The sequence below is a fragment of the Rhizobium sp. 32-5/1 genome (genome assembly GCF_029537235.1).
GTDB lineage: Bacteria > Pseudomonadota > Alphaproteobacteria > Rhizobiales > Rhizobiaceae > Pararhizobium.
In genome coordinates this window covers 955,495-968,656 of record NZ_CP120639.1, presented here as the reverse complement: position 1 = coordinate 968,656, position 13,162 = coordinate 955,495, and the positions used below count along the sequence as shown (strand labels likewise).

Sequence of the window (13,162 nt, the reverse complement as noted above, 5' to 3'; positions counted from 1 at the left end):
CTCAGCCTACCTGGATCAGGACACGCTCGCCGTCCACTTTGACCGGATAGGTCTTGAGGTTGATGCAAACGGGGGCACCCTTGGCTTCGCCTGTCTTGTAGTTGAAGCGACCATTGTGTTTCGGACACTCGATAATGTCCTCCATCACCAGACCGTCAGCCAAGTGCACCTGTTCATGGGTGCAGTGGCCATCCGTTGCGTGAAAGCTATCTTGCGGGCTCCGGTAAATGGCATAACTCTTGCCATCATGATCGAAGCGGATGACATCCTCTTCGTCGATCTCGTCCTTGTCGCACACGTCGATCCAGATGCTCATCGGTTTCTCTTCCCCATTTAGTCTTGTTGTTGGTCCGTCGTCTATTCGGCGGCCCGTGCCATCGCATCGTTGTGGAAGTCTTCGCGATAGGGCTTGGCCGTCGGGGAAGCTCGCGCTTGAGGAAATAATCCTCGTTGCGCAACTGGCGCAGGAAGGCGGGCAACATCTCGCGATAGCCGTGAAGGATCGACGGGTTCGGCTCTGGCAAGTCGTCCTTGATCATCGCATGCAGCTTCGGCAGCGTATGATAGGGCACCATCGGGAACATATGGTGCTCTATATGGTAGTTCATGTTCCAGTAGATGAAACGGCTGATAGGGTTCATGTAGACGGTCCGGCTGTTCAGCCGATGATCGATGACGTTGTCGGCAAGACCGCCATGCTGCAACAGGCCGGTCATGACATGGTGCCAAGCCCCATAAAGACGAGGCAGGCCGATCAGCATCAGCGGCAGGATCGACCCCATGGCAACGGCCAGCGCAATCGTTGCCACGTAGATGGCAAGCCAGATGCGCGCGACGCGGATTGCCTTCGGCTGCTCCGTTGCGGGAACAAACGTCTTCTCTTCCGCACTCATGACGCCGGAAGCGTTGCGAACCATGTCAATCATGGCATGCCAGGCATCGAGCAAACCAAAAAATTGAGGATCAGCCGAACGAGATCCGGCGGCCGCATCACGGCAATTTCCGGATCACGCCCGACGATCACGGTATCGGTATGATGGCGGGTATGGCTCCAGCGCCAGGTTACCGGGTTGCGCATGATCATGAAGCAGGCAATTTGATAGACGGTAGTGTTCATCCACATCGTCTTGAAGGCCGTCCCGTGGCTGCACTCGTGCCAGCGACTGTCAGAGGCCGAGCCGTAGAGCACGCCGTAGGCGAGGAAAAAGGAATTGCCCAGAGGCTGCCCCAGAAATAGATGCCGAGCCCTGCGAACACGAGCATTGAGCCGAGCCAGATCGCTGTATCGCGAATAGCCGGGCCGTCCTCCCGCTTCATCAATTCCTTCATCTGCTTGCGCGGGATGTCGGTGTGATACCATTCCGCAGCGGACAAGCCGTTGGCAATCGCCGCCTGTGCATCCCGTCCGACAAGGCTGTAGTCTCTTTTGCCAGCGGCCATTGCCATGACTTCCTCCTACCTGTCCCGGCATGACCGGGCCAATCTTCTGGACGAAGGAATACCTCGGATTTCGCAGAGCTCAATGGGCACTTGATATATTCTATCATTTACCATCATAGTGTCTCTACAAATTGCAAGCTTTACATCACAAGAGAGATACCATGGCTTCCCGTCCCACAATCTCCGACCTCGCAAAGGCTGCGAAAGTCAGCGTTGCTACCGTTGACCGGGTCTTAAACGGCCGCCACAAGGTGCGTGAAGACACTGCTCGGCGCGTTTATGATGCGGCCAACGAAATTGGCTTTCACGCAGTGGGCCTGCTGCGACAGCGGGTATTCGAGGGATTACCTCACTACCGGCTTGGGTTTGTACTTCAAAAGCCAAACCATCATTTCTATCAGGCCGTTGCGCGCGAATTGGAGCACGCTGTGCAGAACCATCCCGGCATCAGGGGGACGGCGCAGATTGATTTCTGCACTAACCAGACCCCGGCGGAACTCGCCGACAAACTCCGCCAAATGGGCGGCAAGAACCAGGCCATTGCGATGACCGGACCGGACTATCCGGCAATGTCAGTTGTGGTGGAGGAATTGAAGACGAAGGGGTTCCGGTCTTTTCTCTTCTGTCCGATTTTGCCTCTGGAATACGGGAAGGCTATGTCGGACTTAATAACAGAAAGGCCGGTCGTACCGCGGCTTGGATGATCGCAAAAGCGGCAAGAAGACCGGGCAAGGTTGCCGTCTTCGTCGGCAGTCACCGGTTCCATGGTCACGAACTGCGCGAAATCGGCTTTCGCTCCTATTTCCGCGAGCATGCGCCGGATTTTGAGGTTCTCGACACCTTGGTCAACCTGGAGACTGTACAGATTACGCACGAAGCGACCCTCAACCTCTTGCATCGCCATCCGGATCTTATCGGGTTTTATGTTGCAGGTGGCGGCATGGAAGGTGCGATCTCGGCCATTCGAGAAGAAAATCTCGGCGGTAAACACGTCATTGTGGTAAACGAGCTCACGCCGGTGTCACGCGCGGCGCTGGCTGACGAGATCGTCACGCTCGTCATTGCGACCCCGCTGCAGAACCTTTGCCGCGAACTCGTGCAACTGATGGTAACCGCCGTCGATGATGGTCCAGCGACCGCACCTGGGCAGACATTCTTGCCGCTCGAGCTGTATGTCCCTGAGAATATCTGAGCGGAAAGATGGAATTCAATCATGTCATTTCGCAAATTCTATCACAAATGAGATTGAATCACTCATTTCCTCTTTGACGAATGTCATGAAACCTGATGATTTCGGTGCACGGGACTGGAGGAACAGCGTCCCGCATCATTGGGGAGAATTTCATGGCTGCGCCCACTTTCGCGCTCAACCACATGGTTGCGCCACAGATGCTGCTTGGCGCGTTTTTCGAGCTCGGCAAAGCTTTGGGCATACAGCAGTTCGAGATCCGTAACGATCTTTCCGGTAACGCAATCCTCGACGGCACGCCACCGGAGGCCGTTGGCGAACTGGCAGTTGACCAGGGTATCGAAATCATTTCGATCAACGCCCTGCAGCGATTCAATGAATGGACGCCCACCAGGGAAGAGGAGGCGAAGAGCCTTGTCGCCTATGCCGCCGCCTGCGGCGCCAAGGCCTTGGTGCTGGTTCCCGTCAACGATGGTTCTGGCAAACTCGAAGGCGAACGGCAGGGCAATCTACGCCTTGCGCTAAAGGGCCTGAAGCCGATCCTTCAGGCGGCCGGCATCATTGGCTTGGTGGAACCACTGGGCTTCCAGATCTGCTCGCTGCGCTCCAAGAAAGAAGCCGCCGATGCGATTGCCGCGATAGACGGCATTGATCAGTTTCGGCTTGTACACGACACATTTCACCACGTGCTTGCGGGCGAGCCGGACATGTTCCCCGCCATGACCGGGCTGGTCCATATTTCCGGCGTCGATGACCAGGCTGTTAGCATTGCCGACATGCGCGACGGGCACCGGGTGATGGTGACGCAGCATGATCGCCTTTCCAATGTCACACAGATCCAAGCCTTGATCGCGAAGGGTTACGCCGGCCCATTTTCTTTCGAGCCTTTCTCGCCCTCGGTTCACGCAACGTCAGATGTCGCAGGCATGATCCGCGACAGCATGAACTTCGTGCGGGACAAGCTTTGACCTGATCCCGCGCGGCCAAAAGTCGTTGCTGCGCGGCGAATTGCCTCCGGGGAGGAGGCGGACCGGCCTTTTTGGGGTGTTGCCGGGCACCGAACAACAGAAGTGGAGGACGAAAGATGAAGAAACTCGTAGCAGGTGCCCTCTTGGGCGTCCTAATGGCGTCGAGCGCTATGGCCGGCAATATCGGCGTGTCCATGGCTAACTCGGACACCTTCCTTACAGTGCTGCGCAAGGGCATTGAAAAGTCTGCTGGTGACGCGAGCCAGCCCGTCCAGATCGAAATTGCCGATGACGACGTGCAGAAGCAGCTGTCGCAGATCCAGAACTTCATCGCCTCGAAAGTCGACGCGATCATCGTCAACGCCGTTGACACATCGGCAACCGCGACGATGACCAAGCTTGCCAACGACGCCGGCATTCCGATCGTCTACGTTAACCGTCAGCCGGCTGACGTCGATGCACTCGGCCCAAAGGGCGCCTTCGTCGCATCGGATGAAGTAGAATCCGGCACGCTGGAAACCAAGGAAGTCTGCCGCATCCTCGGCGGCAAGGGCGACATCCTCGTCATGGTCGGCGACCTCGCCAACCAGGCCGCCGTTCAGCGCACCAAGGACATCCATGACGTCATCGCCACGCCGGAATGCGCGGGCATGAAAATTCTCGATGAACAGACAGCCGTATGGGACCCGGTCAAGGCACAGGACCTGATGACCAACTGGATCGCTGCCGGCCACAAGCCAGCTGCCGTCATCGCCAACAATGACAACATGGCAATCGGCGCGATCAATGCGATGAAGTCCGCTGGCTGGAGCATGGATGATGTGGTCGTGGCTGGTATCGACGCCACCCAGGAAGCGCTTGCCTATATGAAGGCCGGTGACCTCGACGTCACCGTATTTCAGGATGCCTTCGGGCAGGGTGCCGGCGCTGTCGATGCGGCAATCAAGCTCGCCAAGGGCGAGAAGGTTGATGCCAAGGTCTGGATTCCTTTCAGCTGGTGACACCGGCCAATATGGACCAGTTCGTGACCAAGAACTGATCAGGCGCCCAAAGGATCCGCCACCATCGAGGTGGTGGCGGATCAGTCATTCGGGGAGGAGCAGACATGGCGCGATCACAGGCGATCAGCCCGCAGACAATGCTGGCAGTCAGACAGAGTGGAGCCGTTCCACAGAGTGAATACCTTTTCGAGGTCACGGATGTCCGCAAGGAATTTCCTGGCGTCGTCGCGCTCGACAATGTCCAGTTGAAGCTTCGCCGCGGAACTGTGCATGCCCTGATGGGGGAGAATGGCGCCGGCAAATCCACGCTTATGAAGATCCTGGCCGGAATCTATACGCCCGACAGCGGCAGCTTTCGCCTGCGTGGCACGGAGATCCGCCTAAAGAACCCGCTTGATGCTCTACAGAACGGCATCGCCATGATCCATCAGGAGTTAAACCTGATGGCGCCAATGACTGTGTCGGAGAACATCTGGATCGGGCGCGAGCCGATCGGCCGCTTCGGCCTCGTCGACCACAAGGAGATGAATCGCCGCACCAAAGCGCTGTTTCAACGCCTGGACATCACGATCGATCCGGAGGTCAAGGTCGGAAAGCTCAGCGTTGCGACCCGCCAGATGGTCGAGATCGCCAAGGCCGTTTCCTTCAATTCCGACGTCTTGATCATGGACGAACCGACATCCGCCCTCACTGACAGGGAAGTGAACCACCTCTTTAGGATCATCCGCTCTCTGCGCGAAGAGGGTAAGGGCATCATTTACATCACCCACAAGATGAACGAACTTTTCGAGATTGCCGACGAGGTCTCCGTCTTCCGCGACGGCAAGTATATCGCCACCTGCAATTCGACCGAAGTGACCCGCGACGACATCATCCGCATGATGGTTGGCCGCGAAATCACCCAGATGTTTCCGAAGGAAACCGCGCCGATCGGCGAGGTCGTGTTATCGGCAAAAAACTTGACGCTGAACGGCGTTTTCCGCGATGTGTCCTTCGATGTTCGTGCGGGTGAAATCCTCGGCTTTGCAGGGCTTGTCGGCTCGGGCCGCTCGAATGTCGCTGAGACAATCTTCGGCGTGACGCCTGCCGATGCCGGCACGATCGAGCTGTTCGGCGAAGTGGTCTCCGTCTCGTCGCCGTCCATTGCCATGAGCCACGGCATGGCCTTCCTAACGGAGGACCGCAAGGAGACAGGTTGTTTCCTACTGCTCGACATTCAGGAAAACGCCCAGATGGCAGTGCTCCAGCAGGGCTATTCAAGGCTTGGCTTCGTGCAACAGGACAGGCTTCGAAAAGAGGCGACCGACATGGCTAATCGCTTGCGCGTGCGCACGCCTGATATGGCCGAGCCGATCATCAACTTGTCAGGCGGCAACCAGCAGAAGGTGCTGATCTGTCGCTGGTTGATGACCAATCCGAAGGTTCTGATACTCGACGAGCCAACGCGCGGCATCGATGTCGGCGCGAAGGCCGAAATTCACCGCCTGATCTCGCAGCTCGCCGGCCAAGGTGTAGCAATCATCATGATCTCTTCGGAGATGCCGGAAGTGCTAGGCATGAGCGACCGTATTGTCGTGCTGCATGAAGGACGGGTCACCGGCATCCTTGATCGGGCCGAGGCCGACCAAGTGAAAATCATGGAGCTGGCGTCGCGCTGACGACACAGCCGGGAGGAAATTATGTCAGATGCTACCAATGAACTCGGCGAGACGTCCAAGACAGGCCTGAAAAAGGTCCGACGCCTGCCGCCGGAATTCTCGATCCTCGCCGTTCTGATCGGGATTGCCATCATCTTCGAGGTGCTCGGCTGGTACGTTGTGGGCGAAAGCTTTCTCGCCAACAAGCAACGCCTGTCGATCATCGTCCTGCAGGTCGCCGTTACGGGCATCATTGCGGTTGGGGTAACCCAGGTCATCATCACCGGTGGCGTCGATCTTTCGTCCGGCTCCATGGTCGGCTTGATCGCCATGGTGGCTGCGAGCTTCGCCCAAACGTCGATGAATGCCCGCGCTGTTTTTCTGCAACCGGAATATGCCGCCTTCGGCCTTGACTGGTTCATCGATTCAAGCCCGCTATGGCCTATATTGGTTGGTCTTTTGCTCGGTGCATTGCTTGGCTATCTGAACGGTCTGCTGATCGCCAAAACAGGCATTCCACCCTTTATCGCCACGCTCGGCATGATGGTTTCGGTCCGCGGCCTGGCCAAATGGTATACTGAGGGTCAGCCGGTCGCGCTGCTCAACCAGGACTTCGCCTGGCTCGGCCAGAGCTTTGACCTATGGGGCTTTCCGGTTCCGCGGACCGTCATCGTCTTCTTCATAGTTGCCATCATCTTCCACATCGCCTTGTCCTATACCCGCTATGGCAAGTTCACCTATGCGATCGGCGCAAACAGTCAGGCCGCACGTGTCTCGGGCATCGATATTGGCAAGCACTTGATCAAGGTCTATGCGGTCGCGGGCCTACTATCCGGGCTCGCCGGCGTCATGCTCGCCGCACGCGCCCAGTCTGGACAGCCCAACATGGGCATCTCCTTTGAACTCGACGCGATCGCTGCTGCAGTTATCGGCGGGGCGTCGCTTTCCGGTGGCATTGGCCGGATCACTGGAACCGTAATTGGCACGATCATCCTTGGGGTCGTAACCTCCGGCTTCACCTTTCTCAAGGTAGGCGCCTACTACCAGGAGATCGTCAAGGGTGCGATCATCGTTGCCGCAGTCGTTATCGACATGCACCGCCAGCGCAAGAAATCCCGCGCCTGAAATCTCCTCCCAGGCGCGGAGGCGGTGTGTGGTTCGCAGGAACCCACACCGCCTCACCTCTTCCTATCGCCCCCAGCCAATGCCCTATCGTGAGAAGATCATGAAGCCTTTCGTATTGACCGTATCCTGTATTTCTACCCGCGGCATCGTTGCTGCGATCTCTGGTTACCTTGCCGGCAAAGGCTGCAACATTGTCGACTCTTCGCAGTTTGACGATCTTGAAACCGGCATGTTCTTCATGCGCATTTCGTTCATTTCGGAAGAAGGCACCAGCCGCGCCGAGCTCGAACAGGGCTTTGCGCCCATTGCCGAAAAGTTCGGAATGGCCGCCAAGATCCATGACAGCGCCCACCGGATGAAAGTGACGCTGATGGTGTCTCGCTTCGGCCACTGCCTCAATGACCTGCTCTATCGCTGGAAGATCGGCGCCCTGCCGATCGAGATCGTCGGTGTCGTCTCCAACCACTTCGACTACCAGAAGGTTGTCGTCAATCATGACATTCCGTTCCACCATATTCCGGTGACCAAAGCCAACAAAGCGCAAGCCGAAGCCCGCATCATGGACCTCGTCGAGCAGACCGGTACGGAACTGATCGTGCTCGCTCGCTACATGCAAATCCTGTCGGATTCCATGTGTCAGAAGATGTCGGGGAAGATCATCAATATTCATCATTCCTTCCTGCCGTCGTTCAAGGGCGCCAACCCTTATAAGCAAGCCTTCGAGCGCGGCGTGAAGCTGATCGGCGCAACGGCGCATTACGTCACCGCCGATCTCGACGAAGGCCCGATCCTTGAGCAGGACGTCGCCCGCATCACCCATGCCCAGTCTTCGGAAGATTACATCTCGATCGGCCGCGATGTCGAAAGCCAGGTGCTGGCACGTGCTATCCACGCGCATATTCACCACCGCACCTTCATTAACGGCAACCGCACCGTCGTCTTCCCGGCGAGCCCCGGTTCCTACGCATCCGAGCGCATGGGTTGATCCAGTGACGACGGTCATCGATGGAAAGGCAGCGGCCGCATCTGTGGTCGAAGCGGTAACCTCAGCGGCAACAGAGCTTGAGGCCTTAGGCCACCGCAAACCGGGCCTGGCGGTCGTCATTGTCGGCAGTGATCCGGCAAGCCATGCCTATGTCGGCGCCAAGAGCCGCATGGCCAAGCAGTGCGGTTTCAACTCGATCCAGCACACGCTGTCCGAGGACACCGCCCAGGACACACTGATGGCGCTGGTCGCCTCCCTGAATGCCGATCCGGAGATCGACGGAATCTTGGTCCAGCTACCGCTTCCGAAGCATCTCGACAGCAACACGGTGATCCAGTCGATCCTACCGGAGAAGGATGTCGATGGCCTGCATGTCGTCAATGCTGGTAAGCTCGCGACCGGTGATCTGGACCCTGGTCTCGTCTCCTGCACGCCGGCCGGTGCCATGATCCTGGTCCGGCAGATCCACGGCACGGATTTGTCCGGTCTGAATGCGCTTGTCATCGGCCGCTCGAACCTCTTCGGCAAGCCCATGGCACAGCTCCTGCTCGCCGCCAACGCAACCGTCACCATAGGTCATTCCAGAAGCCGCGATCTGCCGGAACTCGCCCGTCAAGCCGACATCCTGGTCGCAGCCGTCGGTCATGCCGAAATGGTCAAGGCCGACTGGCTGAAGCCGGGTGCCACCGTGATCGACGTCGGCATCAACCGGGTGGCTGCACCAGAAAAGGGCGAAGGCAAATTCAAGCTGGTGGGAGACGTAGCCTTTGCCGAATGCAAGCCGGTCGCCAAGGCAATATCGCCGGTTCCGGGCGGTGTTGGTCCGATGACCATCGCCATGCTGATGGCCAATACATTAATTGCTGCGCATCGCCGTGCCGGTCTGCCGGCGCCGAGTTACTGACGCCCATATTGATCAGGTGTTCTCGACTGAGGGGAGCTGAAGGTCATAGCTGGTGCTCCCACCCGGGTTGAGCTTTGAACCCGCAAATTCCGCTGAAGTCAGAGAGCTGGCAAACCGCTCTACACAGCGAACAGGACCTTCCGCCTTGAAAGGATTGGAACCGCAAACCCGTGCATGGGTTTTCGCTAAGCATTTGAAATTAAGCCATTTCATTCAGAAAATCGTTGGTGCGGCCTAAAGGTAATTTAGGGACCTTATCTACTGATCGTATCCCTCTAGAACGCAGTTGCATCCCTGGGGTCATGCAGTTGGTCCCGCACCGCTGAGAAAGTCCTCCACCGACGAGATTTCCAATTGCACGGAGAACCGACCACTCAACAATTCCAGCGAAGCGTCGTGGGTATCGTCAGTGCCGCTACAAACCGCATCCTTGAGGAGAATGACACGATAGCCGAGGTCTATGGCTCCGATGGCTGCAGCCAGAACGCACACGTCCGTCTCGCCGCCCGAGATCGCGAGGGTCTCCACCCCTCCCCCGCCAGCACACGATGAAGCTCGCCGGTGGTCCATGGCGAATAGGTCATCTTGTCGAAGATCCGCGCCGGCGGGACCAGGGCCTTTAACGAGGGAACGAGATCGACCATCTTCGGTCCGAGCCGCGCGAGGGTCATCATGTCCCACTTTTCATAGTAGGAGCGCCACATGCCGGGCATGTCCTCTGCACGCCTAGGCGGTACGAAGCGCGTAAAAATCGTCCGCTGTGGATGGCGTTTTGCGATTTCTTGGATTTGAGGCGAGACCTCGCGCATCCACGGCACATGCCAGGGCGTGTCTTCTGCAAACATTCGCTGCATATCGATGCAGAGGTGTATCCAGTTACTGTCGTTCATTGTCTCTCCGTCCAACACGAACCCTCATCACGGGCGCGGGGCCGTTGGGATGAGCTCGGTTCGATGCGGTCACGGGCATCGGGGCGTCCGCCTGCAGTCGGAGCGTTGATAGCGGATCAGCGCTCAGCACCCGATTTTACCCGATCGGTGCAACTGGAAGACTGCGTTTGTGCCCACTCGCCCGATATGTCCTCAGAATGTGCAGTCGCGCGTGCTCCGCGACCGGCTGTCCTTCCAGAAAGTCATCTATTTGCTCGTAGGTGACACCATAAACATCTTCATCGGGACGCTGAGGCGCGTTAGATTCGAGATCTGCGGTCGGCACCTTGAATACCAGTTCCCTTGGTGCGCCCATGTAATCGGCTATGGTCCTTACCCGTCGCTTCGTCAGGCCCGCAAGCGGCAAGATGTCAGCTGCCCCATCACCGAATTTGGTGAAGAAACCCATAAGAGCTTCTGCGGCCTGGTCTGTCCCGATTACCAATCCGCCGGTTGCGCCAGCCAAAGCATACTGTGCGATCATCCGCTGACGGGCCTTGATGTTGCCGAGATGAAAATCTTTTCGAGCCGGTTCCACCAGATCCGCTCCATCAGCCATCACGGACTCAAGCATAGCGTCAGCGGCAGGCTTGATATCGATCGCAACCACACGATCCGGCTGGATTACAGCAAGGGCCTTTTGCGCGTCGGACTCGTCAGCCTGAATCCCATACGGCAATCGCACCGCGATGAACCTGGCTTCGTATCCATCGGCACGGAGTTCTGCGACCGCCGCTTGCGCAAGCAAGCCAGCAGCAAGGAGTCAACGCCACCGCTTATTCCCAAAACCAAGGTTCGACCTGATGACTGACGCAAATACTCGCCCAGGAACTGAATGCGTTTTCGCACCTCTTGGGCCACATCGAAGTCGGCGGTGACGCCAAGAGCTGCTGAGATTGAACGCTGTTCTTCATTCATTTGAAACCCATTCGCTGCGGCATTTGTCAGCCTCCAATCGGCCGGTAGTTCAAGACAGCAAGGGCTGCTCTTTCTTCCAATCGCAATAGGAGTCTGCATTTGTCCCAAAAACCGTTGTTCAATTTCTTCTTCAACGAGAGCAATTCGTGAGAGGGTTTCAATCAAGGTCACCGGCGGCGTCCTCTCCATGCTCTTCCAATGAGTTCATTGCAGCAAACTTTCATCGTTTGTCATCGCCTCAAGTTGCCGCGCGAAATCCGCGACGTCTTCCTTCAAAATGTCACGACCTGCCATGTAAGCCTCCCGGTTGTCGTGTGAAACCGTAAGAGCTTGTGATTGTTCCATCTGCGTCGGAACCTCATCGCGCGGCAATAGTTTTAGCGGCTTCGACAGACAATAGGATGCTCCCATAACAGCGCTGCAGGATGGCGGACCTACTGCGGGCCCATGCCAATGGCCAATCTGACCTTCCACTAACCTTTCAGCCAGCTGCGATTAGACCGTATGTTCGCAGGATGAGCGTGGCGCGCCCCCGCGGTAAGCTAAATTCGGCGGTTGCTCTGGATTGGGCCGGAGCCGAGCCCCATGCTTAGCGAGGGCGAACCATGAAAGAAGATAGCGTAATTTTCATTGGCGTGGATACGTCGAAGCTGAAGATTTCAGTAGCGGTTGCCGATGGCGGTCGCAACGGCGAGGTGCGGTTTTTCGGCGACATTTCGTCGGAGCCGGCGTCGGTGGCGTCGATGGTCGCCAAGCTTTCCAAGCGAGGACCGAAGCTTCACTTTTGCTACGAAGCGGGTCCGACGGGTTACAGTCTTTTCCAGATTATTGAATTGGGGCATGACTGCGTGATGGTGGGGCCGTCGCTGGTGCCCAAGCGACCGGGCGACCGGGTGAAGACCAACCGCCGCGATGCCGTAAGCCTAGCACGACTGCACCGAGCGGGCGAGCTGACCGCTCTCTGGGTTCCAGATGAAAGCCATGAGGCGACCCGCGACCTGGGGCGGGCCCGCGAGGCTGCCAACGACGCGCTGAAGCAAGCGCGTCAGCAACTTCAGTCTTTTCTCCTGCGTCAGGGCCGGATCTATACCGGCCGCACGCCATGGACACGTGCCCATGCCCGATGGCTGACATGCCAGTTATCGCCGATTGAGTTGTGCATCGCATAGGCGATGGGCCGCGACCAGCAGGCTTCTTGCGTTTACGTAGATGGCTTTGGATCAGCTCTGGGGATTTACGGCTATACTAGCTTGAGCATGCAGGCACGCGGTTCTTAGCTGCTGAGCGTCGGCAGAATCTCACCCCAAACTTGCCCAAAGGCAGTTTGGTCTGAAGCGTTTCCCCGGTCCGGCGCGAGGGTGTTAGTCTGCAAACGAACTAGCCTTCTGGGTTTGAAGACGGGACCCAGATGGGGGCCCGTCACTCATATCGAAAACATGGAGATGCTACATTGACGCCCGGCCCGGATAGCGCGCACGCTCAGCAGCAATTTCCGCCTGCGAGTATGGATCGGCCTTATCATCGAACGAGGTCCAGCCCTCACCTGAATAGGCGGTGCGGCGCGTGGGCAGATCAACCCAATTCGAGCGCTGGAGAATGGCTTCGGCCTCCAACGAGCGGGCGTCATCGACTTTGGCCGTGACCAAGGTACCGCCACGGCGAACGCCTTCTGCGTATACATGGGCGTCGCGTTCATCGACGCCTGAATCCGTAAGTGCTCCGACAATCCCACCTGCGGCACCACCAACCACTGCACCGGTCACAGCGCCAGCAGCTGTAGCTGCAAGCCAGCCGGCCGCAACAACCGGGCCGACGCCTGGGATCGCCATGATGCCGAGACCGGTTAACAGACCGCCGACGCCACCAACTGCTGCTCCAATGCCAGCGCCAGTGCCCGCATCTTCGGCGGCGTCACTTTCGTTGTCCGTGTAGCGTCCGTCCGAGTTGTTGGAGACGATGCTGATGTCGCTGTCGGGAATCCCTGCCACTTTGAGCTGGCCCACTGCCGAGCTTGCATCAGAATAGGTGTCAAAAAGACCGGTAACTGTTTTTGTCATAGAATTTCT

7 protein-coding genes and 6 pseudogenes are annotated in these 13,162 nt (G+C 57.7%); 8 read left to right on the top strand and 5 right to left on the bottom strand.

All coding sequences use genetic code 11. From position 1 onward, the window contains the following. Position 1 precedes the first annotated feature (1 nt). On the bottom strand, positions 2 to 316 hold the full coding sequence (locus P6U16_RS26345) for a MocE family 2Fe-2S type ferredoxin (RefSeq protein WP_277704319.1): 315 nt from the start codon (positions 314 to 316) through the stop codon (positions 2 to 4). Positions 317 to 357: 41 nt separating this feature from the next. After that, a pseudogene (locus P6U16_RS26340) lies at positions 358 to 1,446 on the bottom strand (fatty acid desaturase family protein). A 155-nt stretch (positions 1,447 to 1,601) separates the two neighbouring features. Here P6U16_RS26340 and P6U16_RS26335 point away from each other — a divergent pair. The 7 genes and pseudogenes from P6U16_RS26335 to folD all read left to right on the top strand — a co-directional run bounded on the left by P6U16_RS26335 (position 1,602) and on the right by folD (position 9,249). Then, positions 1,602 to 2,632 (top strand): annotated as a pseudogene (locus tag P6U16_RS26335) (LacI family DNA-binding transcriptional regulator). Between the two features lie 152 nt (positions 2,633 to 2,784). After that, a complete protein-coding gene (locus P6U16_RS26330) occupies positions 2,785 to 3,597 on the top strand; it encodes a TIM barrel protein (RefSeq protein ID WP_277704318.1) in 813 nt (270 codons plus the stop codon). A gap of 116 nt (positions 3,598 to 3,713) precedes the next feature. Beyond that, positions 3,714 to 4,636 (top strand): annotated as a pseudogene (locus P6U16_RS26325) (sugar ABC transporter substrate-binding protein). A 66-nt stretch (positions 4,637 to 4,702) separates the two neighbouring features. Further along, positions 4,703 to 6,256, top strand: a complete 1,554-nt coding sequence (locus tag P6U16_RS26320) for a sugar ABC transporter ATP-binding protein (protein WP_277704317.1) — start codon at positions 4,703 to 4,705, stop codon at positions 6,254 to 6,256. Positions 6,257 to 6,277: 21 nt separating this feature from the next. Further along, entirely contained in the window at positions 6,278 to 7,360 is a 1,083-nt protein-coding gene (locus P6U16_RS26315) for an ABC transporter permease (protein WP_277704316.1), read from the top strand. Between the two features lie 100 nt (positions 7,361 to 7,460). After that, positions 7,461 to 8,345 (top strand): formyltetrahydrofolate deformylase, encoded by an 885-nt coding sequence (gene purU, locus P6U16_RS26310; protein WP_277704315.1) that lies wholly within the window; start codon positions 7,461 to 7,463, stop codon positions 8,343 to 8,345. A 4-nt stretch (positions 8,346 to 8,349) separates the two neighbouring features. Next, the gene (gene folD, locus P6U16_RS26305; protein ID WP_277704314.1) at positions 8,350 to 9,249 is read left to right on the top strand and encodes a bifunctional methylenetetrahydrofolate dehydrogenase/methenyltetrahydrofolate cyclohydrolase FolD; all 900 of its coding nucleotides are present in this window, start codon (positions 8,350 to 8,352) and stop codon (positions 9,247 to 9,249) included. Between the two features lie 300 nt (positions 9,250 to 9,549). Here the strand turns inward: folD and P6U16_RS26300 are convergent. Beyond that, a pseudogene (locus P6U16_RS26300) lies at positions 9,550 to 10,139 on the bottom strand (cysteine hydrolase). Between the two features lie 136 nt (positions 10,140 to 10,275). Continuing rightward, positions 10,276 to 11,096: pseudogene (gene nadE, locus P6U16_RS26295) on the bottom strand (ammonia-dependent NAD(+) synthetase). Between the two features lie 605 nt (positions 11,097 to 11,701). Between nadE and P6U16_RS26290 the strand changes: the two are divergent. Then, positions 11,702 to 12,232, top strand: a pseudogene (locus P6U16_RS26290) (transposase); the annotation flags it as partial. 309 nt (positions 12,233 to 12,541) lie between these two features. Here P6U16_RS26290 and P6U16_RS26285 read toward each other — a convergent pair. Continuing rightward, a complete protein-coding gene (locus tag P6U16_RS26285; RefSeq protein WP_277704313.1) occupies positions 12,542 to 13,153 on the bottom strand; it encodes a general stress protein in 612 nt (203 codons plus the stop codon). Positions 13,154 to 13,162: the final 9 nt, after the last annotated feature.